The organism is Microbacterium paraoxydans (genome assembly GCF_018224615.1).
Lineage (GTDB): Bacteria > Actinomycetota > Actinomycetes > Actinomycetales > Microbacteriaceae > Microbacterium > Microbacterium paraoxydans_B.
The window spans coordinates 341,922-357,193 of the sequence record NZ_JAGTUK010000002.1 but is presented as its reverse complement, the minus strand read 5'-3'; the positions used below and the strand labels follow the sequence as shown (position 1 = coordinate 357,193).

Genomic DNA, 15,272 nt, shown 5'->3' with positions numbered 1-15,272 from the left:
TAGATGACAGAACAGACCATTTCCTCACAGATAGGAACAGGTCGCCGGCCCCGTCGCCTCTCGGACGGGATGTTCGCCCTCCTCCTCACGGCACCCGGCCTCGCCCTTCTCGCCGCGGTCGTCGTCTACCCCCTGATCACCGCGCTCATCACCGCGTTCTACAAGCAGAGCCTCGTCGAGCCCGGCCGCGAGTTCGTCGGCTTCCAGAACATCGTCGACGTGCTCACCGGCGAGTTCTTCCCGCTGCTCGTCCAGACGCTCGTGTTCACGCTCGGCACGACGATCGCGCCGTTCGTGATCGGCTTCGGCCTCGCGCTCGCCCTGAACACGCGCATCCGCGGGGCCAAGGTGCTGCGCGGCCTCATGCTCATCCCGTGGCTCATCCCCGGCGTCGTGGTGTCGTTCCTGTGGATGTGGATCTTCAACGCCAACTACGGCGTGCTCAACGCGGCCCTCGAGACCGTCGGGCTGATCGACTCCCCGCAGGCGTGGCTCGCCAACCCGACCACCGCCATGATCGCCGTGATCGTCGCCAAGACGTGGCAGTCGTTCCCCTGGATGATGGTCATGCTCCTCGCAGGCCTCCAGACCGTGCCGATCGAGCTGCACGAGGCCGCCGAGATCGACGGCGCCGGGACCGTCCGCCGCTTCTTCTCCATCACCGTCCCGCAGATGAGCGGCATCATCGGGCTGGTGATCCTGCTGGAGTTCATCTGGAACTTCCAGCACTTCGACATCATCTACGTCCTCACCGGCGGCGGCCCCGCCGGATCCACCCAGACCTTCGCCACCGCCGTGTACGAGACCGCGTTCGACGGCTTCGACCTCGGGCACGCCGGAGCCATCGGCCTGCTCTGGATGATCCTCCTGATGGCGCTCGTCGTCGTCTACGTCCGCCTGTCCGAGAAGGGAGAGAAGCGATGACCGCCGTGCTGACCGAGGAGACGGTGGCCGCCGTCTCCGCCCCGCCCGCCGCACCCCGCCGTCGCCGCCACCGCGCCGACCGCCGCGCCACCACCGTGAGCGCCTGGATCGCCGTCGTCGTGTTCGGCGGGTTCGCCCTGCTGCCCGTGTACTGGCTGCTGGCGACCTCGCTCACCCCGCGCACCGAGGTGTTCAGCTACCCGCCGAAGCTCTTCCCCACCGAGATCACGTTCGACGCCTACGCCGCACTCGCCAACAACCCCGCCCTGTTCGGCTACCTGCGCAACAGCATCGTGGTGTCGGTCATCACGGCGATCCTGTCGGTGCTGGTGTCGGCCTACATGGGCTACGCGTTCTCGAAGTTCCGCTACCGCGGCCGCCGCAGCCTGATGTACTTCGTGCTCGCCTCGCAGATGTTCCCCCAGGCGCTGCTGCTCATCACGCTCTACGCGGTGTTCTCCGCCTACGGCCTGCTCAACACCTACACCGCGCTCGTGCTGTCGTTCACGACCTTCACCCTGCCGCTGTGCGTGTGGATGCTGAAGGGCTTCTTCGACACCATCCCCGACGAGCTGATCGAGGCCGCTCGCGTCGACGGCGCCTCGCGCATGCGCATCATCCACTCGATCGTGCTGCCGCTGGCCGCGCCGGGACTCATCGCCGCCGGGCTCTTCGCGTTCGTGCGCGGCTGGAACGACTTCATCTTCGCCCTCACGCTCGCCGGCCCGGACAAGCAGACCCTGCCGCCCGGCCTCGTCAACACCTTCATCGGCGAGGCGTCCACCGCCTGGCCGGAACTCATGGCGGCTTCGCTCGTGGTCTCGCTCCCCGTGGCCATCGCGTTCATCGCCCTGCAGCGCTTCCTCGTCGGCGGACTCACCGCCGGCGCGGTCAAGGGCTGACCCGCACCACCCCTCACCCGCAATCCCTCGAAGAAGAGAGAGCACACCCATGTCCGAGAACACCACCGTCTCCCGTCGCCAGCTGCTCCAGTTCGCCGGGCTCGGCGCCGCCGGGCTCCTCCTCGCCGGCTGCATGCCGAGCGGCGGAGGAACCGGCAGCCCGTCCTCCTCCCCCGCCTCCGGCCTCGGCGGCGGCGACTTCACCGCCACCGACTTCTCCTTCGCCAGCTGGTCGCTCACGGAGGAGGCGGCCGCCCCCGCCACGCGCGCGCTGCTCGACGGCTACACCACGGCCAACAAGGTCGGCATCACCGAGGTCTCCTTCCCCTACAACGAGTACTTCAAGCAGCTCATGCTGCAGGTGCGCGGCGGACAGTTCACCGGTGCCGCCCACGTCGACGTCGCCTGGCTCGCCTCGCTGGCCGCGCTCGGCAAGCTCGAAGACGTGTCGGCGCTCACGAAGGGCCGCGGCTACACGGCATCGAGCCTGGAGGCCACGCAGCTCGACGGGAAGCAGTACGCGTTCCCGTGGACGATCGGCGCGATCGGTCTCGTCACCAACTCCGAGCTGCTCGCCAAGGCCGGGATCGACGAGTTCCCCACCACCGTCGACGACTACGAATCCGCGCTGAAGAAGCTCAAGGGCCTCGGCGGCGGGCTCATCCCCTACGCCGCCTCCACCAAGGCCGCGCAGCTGAAGGACATCCTGATCTGGATGCAGACCTTCGGCAGCGACCTGGTCGAGAAGGGCGAGGTCACGATCGGCGACGACGCGAGCGTCGAGGCCGTCACCTGGTACAAGTCGCTGTACGACCAGGGCCTGATCGCCGCCGACGTCGACCGCTTCGACGCCCGGTCGCTGTTCGCCCAGGGCCGGGCGGCCATCTACGACGACGCCCCGGTCGGCCGCGCCTCCGTCACGAAGGACTCCCCGGACCCCGACCTCGCGTCGAAGCTCGTGCCCGAGTCGCGCCCGGTGCTGAAGAAGGGCGACACCCCGCGCGCCCTCGTCTGGGGTGGAGCGATCGCCGTGGTGGGCGGCGGTGCCGGAGACAGCACGCGCACCGCCGCGGACTTCGGGCAGTGGGCCACGAGCGACCTCGACGCCGTGCTCGGCGACTACGCGCTGCGCGGCCTGCCGCCCGTGACCGAGGAGGCGCAGGCGTCGAAGGAGGTCGCGTCCGACGCGTTCGGCGCGCGCTTCGCGGAGAAGATCACCGCGACCGCCACCACCAACCCGTTCTGGCAGTACCCGCAGTACGCCCAGATCGAGACCGCGATCGCCGACCGCGTGCAGGCCGTGCTCGTGGGCCAGCAGAGCGCCAAGGACGCCATGGCCCAGGCCGGCGACGAAGCGCAGAAGCTGCTGGGCTGAGGAGCATCGCCATGACCCTCCGCTCGAAGGCCGGCGCCACCGCTGCCGCCGCCCTCGCCGCGCTCGTGCTCGCCGTGCCCGCCCCGGCCGGCGCCGCCACGCCAGACGTGGAGACCGTGCCCGTCACGGTCGACAGCTCGAACCAGTCCGGCTGGTGGAACCCGCTCGTGGTCGACGGCGACGACACCTACTTCGCCTACAACGTGCCAGGCTCGGCGGCGTCGAAGCACCAGGTGAACGTCGCCGTCCGGGCGGCCGACGGCACCTGGACCTCCGGCTGCCTGCGCCTGGCCACCGGGGCGTGCGCCGAATACCTCGACGACAACGGCCACAACCAGCCGTCCATCGCGATCGACGGCGACGGCTACCTGCACGCGTTCGTCTCGATGCACCACGAGCCGTGGAAGTACTTCCGCTCCACCGCGCCGTACGACGCGACCACGCTCGTGGACGTGAGCGCGGAGATGCCGGACGCCGGTGCCGCGATCTCGTATCCGGTCACGGCGCAGGGTGCCGACGGCGACGTGTGGCTCATGGTGCGCGTGGGCGCCGACCCGCAGGCGCGCCGCGACGGGGTGCTGTACCACTACGACCCCGCCGTCGGCACGTGGACCCGCGAGACGACGATCGCCGCGGCCGTGAACCACTCCTTCTACCCCGACGATCTCGAGGTCGACGCGGACGGCAGGGTGCACGTGCTGTGGGAGTGGGGCCCGTGGCCCGCCGACCCCTACCGGCACCTCGGCTCGTACGCGGTGTACGACCCCGCGACGGGCGGTTTCCGCGACGTCGCGGGACAGGCGCTGCCCACGCCGATCCGGCCGGACACCCCCGGCGCGGTCGTGTGGCGCGGCTACCAGCCCGGCGAGACCATCGGCGATGCCGTGCCCGCGGTGCAGACCGCCAAGATGGCCATCGCCGACGGCGACCTCGTCGGTGTGACCTACCGGTACGCCGACCAGACCGAGAACGCGTTCGACGTGCAGTGGGCCTCCTGGAACGGCAGCGCCTGGACCAGCGAGACCCTCATCGACACGGACGCCCTCGGCGGCGGCGTGCAGACCATCGCCGCGCTCGACACCACGACCGCGGGCGGCGACACCCGCGTGTACGCGGTCGTGTCGGTGCAGGACTGCGGCATCACCCGCAGCCAGACGGTGCTGCTCACGGCCGGCGCCTCCGGGTGGACGGCCGACGCCGTGGGCGACCCCGTCGAGGGCCAGCAGCGGCTCCGCGCGGCGACCCGCACCGACGGCACCGACGTGGTGTACCTCAGCGCTCCGGCCGTCCCCGGCGGCGGCACCCTGCGGCACGCCGAGGTCCCGCGCGACGGTCAGCCCGGCGGCACGAGCGTCGCCGCCATCGTCTCCTCCCTGCGCGGCGACTCCGGCGGCGAGAACCTCGCGCTCGGCGGTACCGCGACCGCCTCGTCGCAGCTGCGCGCCGACACGGGCCCGGAGAAAGCGGTCGACGGCGGCTGCACCGACGCGAGCCGGTGGATCTCGGCGACCGCGGACACGCAGCCCACGATCACGGTCGAGTGGGACGAGGCCGCGCCGCTCGACGTGGTCCGGGTGCGCAGCGGCTACACCGTCGGACCCCCGCAGGCGTCGGTGCTGCGCGACTTCACGGTCGAGCTGCGCACCGCGACCGGCTGGGTCACGGTCGGCAGCATCGCCGACAACACCCGGACGACGGTCGTGGTCGACGCCCAGGGTCTCACGGCCGACGCGGTCCGTCTCGTCATCACCGACCCGTCCGACTCCGCCACCGACGTCGCCCGCGTCTACGAGATCGAAGCGATCGCCGCCCTCTGAGCGGCCGCACCACCCCTCCCGAAAGGAACCATCCCCATGCGCACCCAGACCGTCGAAGCCGACATCATCGTCGTCGGCGGCGGCCTCGCCGGAGTGAGCGCCGCCGTCGCGGCCGCCCGCCTCGGCCGACGTACCGTGCTGATCAACAACAGGCCGGTGCTCGGCGGCAACTCCTCCTCGGAGGTGAGGGTCTGGGTGTGCGGGGCGACCGCGCACGGCAACCAGCGGTGGGCGCGGGAGACCGGGATCATCGGCGAGATGTACAGGGAGAACCAGTTCCGCAACCCCGAGGGCAACCCGGTGTACTGGGACGACGTGGTGCTCGACATCGTGCGGCGCGAGCCCAACCTCACCCTGTTCCTCAACACCGAGGTGCTGGAGGCCGAGGCCACCGGACCCGACGACGCCCGTCGGGTCCGGTCGGTGACCGGCTGGACCATGGGCTCCGAGATCCGCACGGTGTTCCGCGGTCCGCTGTTCCTCGACTGCACGGGCGACGGCCTGGTCGGCCGGCTCGTCGGGGCGCGGCACCGGCTGGGCAAGGAGAGCCGCAGCGAGTTCGGCGAGGACTGGGCGCCGGAGCAGCCTGTGCGCGAGTTCCTCGGCTCGACGCTCCTCTTCTATACGAAAGACCTCGGGCATCCGGTGAAGTACGTGGCCCCGGAGAGCGCGAAGGACATCTCCACCACGCCGATCCCCTCGTCGCGCATCATCCGCAGCGGCGACAGCGGCGCACACTACTGGTGGATCGAGTGGGGCGGCACGCTCGACATCGTCGACGACAACGAGGCCATCCGCGACGAGCTGCGCTCCGTGATCCTCGGCATCTGGGACCACATCAAGAACTCCGGCGAGTTCGACGCCGACAACCTCACGCTCGAGTGGATCGGCAACATCCCCGGCAAGCGCGAGTACCGCCGGTTCATCGGCGACTACACGCTGCGCCAGCAGGACATCCTGGAGCAGACGTCGTTCGACGACGGCGTCGCGTTCGGCGGCTGGTCGATCGACCTGCACCCGGCGGAGGGCATGTACGCGACCGGCGCCGGCGCCGTGCAGCGGTTCTCGGACGGCGTCTTCGAGATCCCGTTCCGCTCGCTGTACTCGGTCAACGTCGACAACCTGCTGATGGCGGGCCGCGACGTCTCCGCCACCCACATCGCGTTCGGGGCCGCCCGCGTGATGGCCACCTGCGCGGCGATGGGCGAGGCCGCCGGAACCGCCGCCGCCCTCTGCTACGAGCACGACGCGACCCCGCGGGAGCTGTACGCGCACCACAGGGCGGAGCTGCGGCAGGCACTGCTGCGCGCCGATGCGTCGCTGATCGGCGTCGCGAACGAGGACCCGTCCGACCTCGCCCGCACGGCCACCGTCACCGCGTCCAGCGCGCTGCGCACGATCGGCACCCCGCCCGGCGCCGTGGCCGCCGCGACCCCGCACACGCTGGTCGACGACCTGGGCATCGTGGTGCCGGTGCACCCGCGGCTCGACACCACCGAGCTGCTCCTGAGCGCCGACACCGACACGCAGGTCACGGTCGAGGTGTGGTCGACGGGCCGCCCGCAGAACGTGGTGCCCGCCGTGCTCGAGCACCGCACCGTGGTCGAGGTGCCCGCGGGCGGGCCGAACTGGGTGCGGGCCGAGACGCCGTTCGCGCCGGAGGTGCCGCAGAACGCGATCGTCGTGTTGCGCGCCAACCCGCTGGTGCGGGTGCAGCTCGTGTCGGAGCTGCCGCCCGGGGTGCTGACCCTGGTGCACCGTGTCGACAATGACGACCGCAACGTGCAGGTCGACCGCGAGGGTCTGCTCGTGCAGTGGCCCACCAAGCCGCTGCGGGGGCGGGTGCCCGCGTTCCGCACGAGCCCGGCGTCCGAGGCCGCGGCCCCGGAGCGGGCGACCTCGGGCTACAACCGTCCCTTCGGCGGACCGCACCTGTGGGCCTCCGACCCGGAGTCCGATGGTCCGCAGTGGCTGCGGCTGGATTGGGACACGGCGGTGACGGGCTCGGAGCTGCGCCTGGTGTTCGACGACGATGTGGACCTGGAGCTCAACACGCTGCACCATCACCGCAGTCCCGACGAGGTGCTGCCCCAGCTCGTGCGCGACTACCGCGTGGAGGTACGACCGGAGGGGGCGGACGAGTGGCGCACGGTGGCGGAGGAGCGCGACAACCGCCACCGTCTGCGCGTGCACCCGCTGCCGGACGACCTCGGCGCGTTCACGGCCGCGCGGCTCGTGGTGGAGCGCACGAACGGCGTCGCGGAGGCCCGTGTGATCGCGTTCCGGGTGCAATCGTGACGGAGGGCGCTAACGTGAAGGGCATCCGCCGACCCGGCGGCGACCGTCGTCCCTCCAGGAGGCCGCAGGTGTCCACCTCGCCCGGCGGCCGCGTGCTCCCCGTGGCGCGCGCCACCCGCACCGGGCTCATCGCGCTCGCGGTGCCCCACCTGGAGGAGCCGTACTTCGCCGAGCTGGGGTCGCGCATCGTCCGCGGTGCCGACGACCGCGGACTGGCCGTGCTGATCGTGCAGACGGAGGGCGATCACGGCCGCGAGATCGATGTCGCGAACGGCGTCGGGCTGCCGCCCATCGACGGGCTGATCCACATCCCGCGCTCGCTCACGGTCGCCGATCTCACCCGCCGTACCTCGCCCGGTCCGCTCGTGCTGCTGGGCGAGCACATCCAGGTGAGCCCGTTCACGCACGTCACGATCGACAACCGCGCGGCCGCGTTCACCGCCACGGAGCACCTGCTCGCGGTGGGCTGCCGCCGGATCGGCTTCGTCGGCCGCCGCGACGCCCGCCCGTCGGATGCCGCCGACCGCCGTCACGCCGGCTATCTCGACGCCCTGGCTGCCGCCGGGATCGCGCCCGACCCCGCGCTGACCGCGCAGGTCGACGCGTTCACGGCGGAGGAGGGCCAGCGCGTCGCGGGGGCGATGGCGGCCGCGGTCGCCGATCTCGACGGGATCGTCTGCTCGAACGACTCGGTGGCGCTCGGCGCCCTGGCCGCGCTGCAGGCGCTGGGGCGCAACGTGCCGCGCGACGTGGCCGTGATCGGTATCGACGACATCCGTGCCGCGCGCTTCGCGGTCCCCGCCCTCAGCACGATCGCGCCCGATCACGATCGCCTGGTCGATGCGGCGTTCTCGGAGCTGGAGCGGCAGATCGCCGCGCCCCCCGGCGCCGACCTCCCGGTGCGGCACGTGACGGTCGGTGCCCGGCTGATCCCCCGGGCGAGCACGGCGCGATGACCGCGGCGGACTCAGTCCGCGATCGCCGTCGCGAGGGCTCGCTCGTCGCCGTCGTCGTCGCGCGACGCGATGTGCAGCGTGCCCACGTGGGCCGCGAGGCGCTCACGTGCGGTGTCGTCGAGACCGTCGTCGGTGATGAGGCGGTCGATGTCGCTGAGGTCGGCGACGGTGGTGAGCCCGACCACGCCCCAGCGGCTGTGCTCGGCGACGACGATCACGTCGCGCCCGGCGGCCATGAGCGCCCGGTTGGTCTCGGCCTCCAGCAGGTTCATGGTGGTGATGCCGGCCTGCTCGTCGAGCCCGTGCGCGTCGAGGAACACCAGGTCGCAGTGCAGGTGCTCGAGGGCACGCACCGCGACCGGGCCGACGAGCGCCTGGGAGGGCGTGCGCACGCCGCCGGTGAGCACCACGGTCTGCGTGTAGGGCGCATCGGCGCGGTCGGGCGGCGAGAACAGGTCGGACACCGGCAGCGCGTTCGTGACGATCGTGAGCTCGGGCACCCGCACGAGTTCCCTGGCGAGCGCGAGTGCGGTCGGACCGCCGGAGATGCCGACGGCCATGCCCGGTTCGACCAGGCCGGCCGCCGCGGCCACGATGGCACGCCGCTCCGGCGACACCGCCGCAGCCGGGAGCACACGCGCGCTGCCGCGGGCCCGCACGCCGCCGCGGACGCGCTCGACGGCGCCCTCTTCGGCGAGCTGGTCGAGGTCGCGCCGCACGGTCATCTCGCTCACCTGCAGCGTGGCCGCGAGTTCTCCGATGGAGGCGGTGCCGCGATCGCGGGTCAGGGCGAGGATGCGCTCGCGTCGCTCCGTGACCAGCACGCGGTCTCCTTCCGATCGAGCCTCCAGTCTGCCACGCACCCCCTCGGCCCGCCGCGGTCGACGCACCCCCGCCCGCCCCACTCCCGGAACAGGAGCCCGTACCCCGCATGACCCTCCCCGAGCCCTACGCCACCTGGTTCCCCGACGCCGCGTTCGACGGCAGCTACGGACGCAGCGAGGCCGACCTCCGCGCCGTCCGCCCGGTGCCGGCGCCGCCCGGTTTCGCCGCGCTCTGGCGCCGCTGGCGGAGCGAGGCCGCCGCGGTCGATGCCGCCCCGGTCGTGCTCTCCACGACCGAGGAGCAGGGTCGCCGGGTGTCGGTCGTCGAGCACTCGGGCGTCGACGGCGTGCGGCTGCGGGCGTGGGTGGTGCAGCCGCTGTCGGGGTCCGCGCGCGCGGGCGTCGTGCACGGCCACGGCTACGGCGGGCGCGATGCGGTGGATCTGGCCAGGGTGCCGGACGACGTCGCGGCGATCTACCCCGTGGCGCGCGGGCTCGGCACGCTGAACGCCGGGATCGGGGCGCCGGAGCCCACCCCGGAGCACGTCCTCGCGGGCATCGACGACCCGGAGCGCTACGTGCTGGGGCTGTGCGCGCGGGACCTGTGGCTCGCAGCCGACGCACTGATCGCGCTCGTCGGCGACCTTCCCCTCTATTACGTCGGCGAGAGCTTCGGCGGCGGCATCGGGGCGCTCGCGCTGCCGTGGGACGACCGCTTCGTGGGCGCGACCCTGATCGTGCCGAGCTTCGGGCAGTACGACGAGCGGCTGGCCGTGCCGTGCCTGGGCAGCGGCGAGACGGTGCGGCAGTACGTGCAGCGGCATCCGGAGGCGCGCGAGGTGCTGCGGTGGTTCGACGCGTCGACGAGCATCGGCTTCGCGGAGGTGCCGGTGCGCGTGGAGGCGGCGCTGTGGGACCAGTACGTGCCGCCGCAGGGGCAGTTCGCGGTGGCGGCCGGGGCGCGCGAGGGGGAGCTCGCGGTGCTGCCCGCCGGGCACGCGGAGTACCCGGGCTCGACCGCTGTGACGGCGGCGGCCTTCCGCGACGGCCGGGCACATCTGGAGCGCGTGCTCGCGCGCTGAGCGCCGACGTCCGCGCGACGGTTCCCGCGCAGACGAGCACTGGACGCAACCTGTCATAACAGGTACAGTGAACCTGTCATTACAGGTTGCGCAGCGCCGCAGCATCCGTCCGAGGAGCATCGATGCCCGAGTACCAGACCCCGCCGATCCCGCCGATGGCCATCGCCTTCGACGCCGAGAAGCTGACCCTCTCGCCCGAGGGCCCCACGCTCACGCGGCGCATGTCCGACCTGGAGGGCCTCTTCCGCGATCACGACGCCTGGGCCGCGTCCGCCTCCGGCGACGACCCCGTCGTCTACACCGTCGTCAGCTCGCCCGTGCCCGAGATCGACCGGGAGCTGCCGCAGTCGATCACCACGATCATGCCCGGCGACACGTCCGGCGAGCTGTGGATGACCAAGGGCCACCAGCACCCCGACCACCAGGGCGAGATCTACCTCGCGCTGCGCGGCCGCGGCGGACTGCTCATGTTCGACGGCGAGCGCACCGAGTGGCTCGACATGCTCCCCGGCACGATCGGCTACATCCCCCCGGGCTGGGCGCACCGCTCGGTCAACACCGGCGACGAGCCCTACGCCTTCCTCGCCGTCTACCCGGGCGGCGCCGGCCACGACTACGGCTGGGTGCTCGAGCACGGCATGGGCTCGCGCGCCTACCGCTCGGCCTCCGGCGTCGACCTGCGTCCGTACGCGGAATAGGCTCCGGCCATGCTGATCGCGCACGACCTCGGCACCACGGGCAACAAGGCCTCGCTGCACCACGACGACGGCCGCCTGGTCGCCTCGGTCACGGTGCCGTACCCGGCGCACTTCGCCGCGGGCGGGGTGGCCGAGCAGAACCCGGACGACTGGTGGGATGCGGTCGTCACCGCCACGCGCGACCTGCTGGCGCGCACCGCGACCGCGCCCGCCGACGTCGCCGGACTCGTGGTGAGCGGTCAGATGATGGGGGCCGTGCTGCTCGACGCCGACGGCGAGCCCGCCCGGCCGGCGATCATCTGGGCCGACACGCGCGCCGGAGCCCAGCAGCGCGAGCTCGAGACCGCGATCGGCGCGGAGCGGGCGTACGGCATCCTCGGCCACCGCCTCAACCCCACCTATTCGGTCGAGAAGATCATGTGGGTGCGCGACAACGAGCCGGACGTGTGGGCGCGGGTGCGCCGGGTCTGCGTCGCGAAGGACTTCATCGTGCTGCGGCTCACCGGGCGCCTGGCCACCGACCGCTCCGACGCCTCGGGCACGAACGCCTACGACCAGGCCGCCGGCACGTGGTCGGACGAGGTGCTCACGGCCGCGCGGCTCGACCCGTCGCTGTTCCCCGAGATCCTGGAATCGACGCAGATCGCCGGCCCGCTCACCCCGGCCGCGGCCGAGGCGCTGGGCCTGCACACGGGCGTGCGCGTGGTGATGGGCGGCGGCGACGGCCCGCTCGCCGCGGTGGGCTCCGGCGTGGTCGCCCCCGAAGACGGCGCCTACGTGTGCCTGGGCACCTCGTCGTGGATCTCGTTCGCGGCCGACGCCCCGCTGCACGACCCGGCGATGCGCACCTTCACGTTCGACAACGTGGTGCCCGCGTCGTTCGTGCCCACCGCGACCATGCAGGCCGGTGGCGCGTCGGTGCAGTGGATCGCGGAGGCGCTGTCGCCCGATCCCGCGCACCCCGGCACCGGCCGGCTCGTGGCGGAGGCGTCCGCCGACGTCGACACCGACGACCTCTACTTCCTCCCCTACCTGCTGGGCGAGCGATCGCCGCTGTGGGACCCCGACGCCCGCGGCGCCTTCGTGGGCCTCGCCCGCCATCACGGCCGCGCACACCTCGTACGCGCGGTGCTGGAGGGCACGGCGTTCAACCTGCTCACGTGCATCCAGGCGTTCCGCGAGTCGGGCGCCGTGATCGACCGGATCGACGCGGTGGGCGGCGGTGCGCAGAGCGACGTCTACCTCTCCGTGCTCGCGGACGTGTGGGGTGTGCCGGTGCGGCGGCGCACGATCGTGGAGGAGGCGAACAGCCTCGGCGCCGCGGTCACGGGCGCCGTCGGCCTCGGCCTCACCGACTTCTCCGCCGCCCGCGCGCTGAGCGAGGTCACGGCGGAGTTCACGCCCGACCCCGGGCGCCACGCGGTGTACGCCGAGCGGCACGCGCGCTTCACCGACGCCTACACGGCCCTCGCGCCGTGGTTCGCCGGACGGCCGCGCTGATGGGCGTCATCCTCGTCACCAGCCGGTCGTTCTCCGACGGCGACCTCGACCTCGTCGAGCGCGCCGCCCGGGCGGGCCACCGCATCCTCCGCGGTCCGGCGCACCACGACCTCGACGAGCTGCGGTCGCTGCTGCACGGCGCCGACGCGTGGATCGCGGGCACCGGTCCCGTGACCGACGCGCACCTCGCCGCCGCACCGAAGCTCAAGGTGGTCGCGCGGTACGGCGTGGGCACCGAGGCCGTCGACCTGGCAGCGGCGCGCGGCCGCGGCATCCCCGTGACGAACACGCCGGGCGCCAACGCCGACGCGGTGGCCGACCACGCGGTGGGCCTGATGCTCGCGGCGCTCCGGTTCGTGCCGGACGGCGACCGCCGGGTGCGCGCCGGTGACTGGGGCGTGCGCCGCGGCCGGGAGCTGGGTGCCGCGACGGTCGGGATCGTGGGCTTCGGTCGCATCGGGCAGGGGGTCGCGCGCCGGCTCGGCGGCTTCGGCCCGCGCGTGCTCGCCGCCGACCCGTTCCTTCCCGCCGACGTGGTGCGGGCGCGGGGCGCGGAGCCCGTGTCGCTCGACGAGCTGTTCGCCGCGGCCGACGTGATCACGCTGCACGCCCCCGGCGGCCAGCGCCTGGTAGACGCCGAGCGCCTGTCGGGCATGCGTCGCGGCACCGTGCTGGTGAACACGGCACGCGGCGACCTCGTGGATGAGCAGGCCGTGGCCGAGGCGCTGCGCGACGGCGTGCTCTCCGGTTACGCGGCGGACACGCTCGACGGCGACACCGCGGCACACGACAGCCCGCTGCTGGCGCCCGACCTCGCCGACCGCGTGATCGTCACGCCTCACCTCGGCGCGCAGACCACCCAGGCCGTCGACAACATGGGGTCGCTGTCGCTCGACGACGTGATCGCCGTGCTGCGCGGCGCCGAGCCCGCCCACCCCGTGCCCGTTCCCCAGGAGAAGTGATGACCACCACCGCCGCTACCGCCGACACCGCCGCGGGAACCCCCGCCGCAGCCGACTACATGGGCTTCGTCGGGGTGACCACCGCGTCGTCGTCGATCATGAAGGTGTTCCCGCTGTGGGCCGACATCCTCGACCTGCCGACCAGGACGCTGGTGGGCCACGACCTGCCGATGGATGCCGACGCCGCGCAGTACCGGGCGATGGTGGAGCAGATCCGCGACGACCCGCACCACCGCGGGGCCCTGGTGACCACGCACAAGATGAACGTGTTCACGGCGGCGTCCGACCTGTTCGACGAGCTCGACCCGTTCGCGGTGTCGTGCGCCGAGATCTCGAGCATCTCCAAGCGCGGCCCCCGGCTGTCGGGCCGCGCGAAGGATCCGCTCACGGTCGACCTCGCGCTGAACGACTTCCTCCCCGCCGACCACTTCGCCCGCACGGGGGCCGAGGTCGTGATCCTGGGTGCGGGCGGCTCGGGCACGGCGCTCAGCTGGGCTCTCGCGGAGCGCCACGACGCGCCCGCCCGCATCACCGTGACCGCGCGGTCGCAGGACAAGCTCGACCACCTGCGCGAGGTGCACCGCCAGCACGGCACCCCGGACGACCTGATCCGCTACGTGGTCACGGAGACGCCGGAGGAGGCGGACGCCCTGGTGTCGGCCGCACCCGCCGGCTCCGTGATCGCGAACGCGACCGGGCTCGGCAAGGACCGTCCCGGGTCGCCGTTGACCGATGCGGTCGTGTTCCCGGAGGGCGCGTACGCGTGGGAGTTCAACTACCGCGGCTCGCTGGAGTTCCTGCACCAGGCGGAGGCGCAGCAGCAGGCGCGCGGGCTGCACGTGGTCGACGGCTGGCGCTACTTCATCCACGGCTGGTCGCAGGTGGTGGCCGACGTGTTCGAGCTGGAGCTGACGCCCGAGGTCGTCGAGCGACTGGCCGAGGCGGCGGAGTCGGTGCGCTGATGGCGGTCGTGCGCACGGTGCTCGGCGACGTGGAGGCGTCGGAGCTCGGGCGCGTGAACTACCACGAGCACCTGTTCCAGGTGTCGCCGCTGCTGCCAGGCGACGAGCTCGACGACGAGGCGGCCTCCGGCGAGGAGGCGGCGTCGCTGCGCGCGAGCGGCTTCGACGCGATGGTGGATGCGACCCCGTTCGGCCTGGCCCGCGACCCCGCGGCCCTGGCCCGCATCGGCGACCGCACCGGGCTCGGCATCGTGGCGACCACGGGCCGGCACCGCGAGGCCCACTACGGCGCGGACCACCCGATGCGGGTGTGGGACGAGGAGCGCCTCGCCGAGCTGTTCGTGTCGGACCTCACGCGCGGCATGCCCGTGACGGACGACGCCGTGTTCGCCGCCCCCGAGGTGCCGCTCGCGACCTCGCCGACGGGCACACCGGTGCGGGCGGGGATGCTGAAGGGCGGCATCGACTACTGGCGCATCAGCGCGTTCGAGCGCACGACCCTGGTCGCGGTGGCGGCGGCGCACCGCGCGACCGGAGCCCCGGTCATGGTGCACCTGGAGTTCTGCACGGCGGCGCACGAGGTGCTCGACCTGCTCGCCGCCGAAGGTGTGCGGGCCGAGCGGGTGGTGCTCGCCCACGCCGACCGCGACCCCGACCCCGGGCTGCACCTGTCGCTCGCGGAGCGCGGCGCCCACCTCGGCTACGACGGCGTCGCGCGTCCGCGCACCCGGTCCGACGCGGAGCTGCTGGCGCTGACGGCCGCGGTGGTGGCGGGCGGCGGCGGGGACCGCATCGTGCTCGGTGGCGATGTCGCCCGTCGCACGCGGTACCTCGCCTACGGCGGCATGCCCGGCCTCGCGTACCTCGGCGAACGTTACCTCCCGCGACTCCGCGAGACTGTGGGCGAGGAGGCGGTCGAGCGTATGCTCGTGACCACGCCGGCCCGCCTGCTCACCCTCACCCCCTGAGCCC

General features: G+C 72.9%; 13 protein-coding genes. 12 read left to right on the top strand and 1 reads right to left on the bottom strand.

The window, feature by feature from the left end:
* Nucleotides 1-69: 69 nt before the first annotated feature.
* The 6 genes from KE274_RS07325 (at nt 70) to KE274_RS07300 (ending at nt 8,272) form a co-directional block, all read left to right on the top strand.
* Entirely contained in the window at nt 70-924 is an 855-nt protein-coding gene (locus KE274_RS07325; protein WP_211542327.1) for a carbohydrate ABC transporter permease, read from the top strand.
* Entirely contained in the window at nt 921-1,826 is a 906-nt protein-coding gene (locus tag KE274_RS07320; protein ID WP_211542325.1) for a carbohydrate ABC transporter permease, read from the top strand. The genes KE274_RS07325 and KE274_RS07320 overlap by 4 nt, the downstream gene beginning before the upstream one ends.
* Nucleotides 1,827-1,875: 49 nt before the next feature.
* On the top strand, nt 1,876-3,201 hold the full coding sequence (locus tag KE274_RS07315; RefSeq protein ID WP_211542323.1) for an extracellular solute-binding protein: 1,326 nt from the start codon (nt 1,876-1,878) through the stop codon (nt 3,199-3,201).
* An 11-nt stretch (nt 3,202-3,212) separates the two neighbouring features.
* Nucleotides 3,213-5,018, top strand: a complete 1,806-nt coding sequence (locus KE274_RS07310) for a BNR-4 repeat-containing protein (RefSeq protein WP_211542321.1) — start codon at nt 3,213-3,215, stop codon at nt 5,016-5,018.
* 36 nt (nt 5,019-5,054) lie between these two features.
* The gene (locus tag KE274_RS07305; protein WP_211542319.1) at nt 5,055-7,316 is read left to right on the top strand and encodes an FAD-dependent oxidoreductase; all 2,262 of its coding nucleotides are present in this window, start codon (nt 5,055-5,057) and stop codon (nt 7,314-7,316) included.
* A gap of 68 nt (nt 7,317-7,384) precedes the next feature.
* Nucleotides 7,385-8,272, top strand: coding sequence for a LacI family DNA-binding transcriptional regulator (locus tag KE274_RS07300; protein WP_307872165.1), 888 nt, complete (start codon nt 7,385-7,387; stop codon nt 8,270-8,272).
* An 11-nt stretch (nt 8,273-8,283) separates the two neighbouring features.
* On the opposite strand, the gene KE274_RS07295 is transcribed toward KE274_RS07300, so the two are convergent.
* A complete protein-coding gene (locus KE274_RS07295; protein WP_211542316.1) occupies nt 8,284-9,096 on the bottom strand; it encodes a DeoR/GlpR family DNA-binding transcription regulator in 813 nt (270 codons plus the stop codon).
* 107 nt (nt 9,097-9,203) lie between these two features.
* On the opposite strand from KE274_RS07295, the gene KE274_RS07290 reads away from it, so the two are divergent.
* The 6 genes from KE274_RS07290 to KE274_RS07265 all read left to right on the top strand — a co-directional run bounded on the left by KE274_RS07290 (nt 9,204) and on the right by KE274_RS07265 (nt 15,268).
* Entirely contained in the window at nt 9,204-10,178 is a 975-nt protein-coding gene (locus KE274_RS07290; RefSeq protein ID WP_211542314.1) for an acetylxylan esterase, read from the top strand.
* A gap of 122 nt (nt 10,179-10,300) precedes the next feature.
* On the top strand, nt 10,301-10,876 hold the full coding sequence (locus KE274_RS07285) for a glucose-6-phosphate isomerase family protein (RefSeq protein WP_211542312.1): 576 nt from the start codon (nt 10,301-10,303) through the stop codon (nt 10,874-10,876).
* Between the two features lie 9 nt (nt 10,877-10,885).
* Nucleotides 10,886-12,376 (top strand): xylulokinase, encoded by a 1,491-nt coding sequence (gene xylB / locus KE274_RS07280; RefSeq protein ID WP_211542310.1) that lies wholly within the window; start codon nt 10,886-10,888, stop codon nt 12,374-12,376.
* Nucleotides 12,376-13,338: a phosphoglycerate dehydrogenase gene (locus tag KE274_RS07275; protein ID WP_249186133.1), complete on the top strand. Its 963-nt coding sequence runs from the start codon at nt 12,376-12,378 to the stop codon at nt 13,336-13,338. Before xylB ends, KE274_RS07275 begins: the two co-directional genes overlap by 1 nt.
* Nucleotides 13,338-14,300, top strand: a complete 963-nt coding sequence (locus KE274_RS07270) for a shikimate dehydrogenase family protein (RefSeq protein ID WP_211542306.1) — start codon at nt 13,338-13,340, stop codon at nt 14,298-14,300. The genes KE274_RS07275 and KE274_RS07270 overlap by 1 nt, the downstream gene beginning before the upstream one ends.
* Nucleotides 14,300-15,268, top strand: coding sequence for a phosphotriesterase family protein (locus KE274_RS07265; RefSeq protein ID WP_211542304.1), 969 nt, complete (start codon nt 14,300-14,302; stop codon nt 15,266-15,268). Before KE274_RS07270 ends, KE274_RS07265 begins: the two co-directional genes overlap by 1 nt.
* The last annotated feature ends 4 nt before the right edge of the window (nt 15,269-15,272 follow it).

What these genes read in the sequence shown, in the direction of transcription:
- KE274_RS07325 (WP_211542327.1), top strand. Translation starts at nt 70, where the DNA reads ATGTTCGCCCTCCTCCTCACGGCACCCGGCCTCGCCCTTCTCGCCGCG.
- KE274_RS07320 (WP_211542325.1), top strand. Translation starts at nt 921, where the DNA reads ATGACCGCCGTGCTGACCGAGGAGACGGTGGCCGCCGTCTCCGCCCCG.
- KE274_RS07315 (WP_211542323.1), top strand. Translation starts at nt 1,876, where the DNA reads ATGTCCGAGAACACCACCGTCTCCCGTCGCCAGCTGCTCCAGTTCGCC.
- KE274_RS07310 (WP_211542321.1), top strand. Translation starts at nt 3,213, where the DNA reads ATGACCCTCCGCTCGAAGGCCGGCGCCACCGCTGCCGCCGCCCTCGCC.
- KE274_RS07305 (WP_211542319.1), top strand. Translation starts at nt 5,055, where the DNA reads ATGCGCACCCAGACCGTCGAAGCCGACATCATCGTCGTCGGCGGCGGC.
- KE274_RS07290 (WP_211542314.1), top strand. Translation starts at nt 9,204, where the DNA reads ATGACCCTCCCCGAGCCCTACGCCACCTGGTTCCCCGACGCCGCGTTC.
- KE274_RS07285 (WP_211542312.1), top strand. Translation starts at nt 10,301, where the DNA reads ATGCCCGAGTACCAGACCCCGCCGATCCCGCCGATGGCCATCGCCTTC.
- xylB (WP_211542310.1), top strand. Translation starts at nt 10,886, where the DNA reads ATGCTGATCGCGCACGACCTCGGCACCACGGGCAACAAGGCCTCGCTG.
- KE274_RS07275 (WP_249186133.1), top strand. Translation starts at nt 12,376, where the DNA reads ATGGGCGTCATCCTCGTCACCAGCCGGTCGTTCTCCGACGGCGACCTC.
- KE274_RS07270 (WP_211542306.1), top strand. Translation starts at nt 13,338, where the DNA reads ATGACCACCACCGCCGCTACCGCCGACACCGCCGCGGGAACCCCCGCC.
- KE274_RS07265 (WP_211542304.1), top strand. Translation starts at nt 14,300, where the DNA reads ATGGCGGTCGTGCGCACGGTGCTCGGCGACGTGGAGGCGTCGGAGCTC.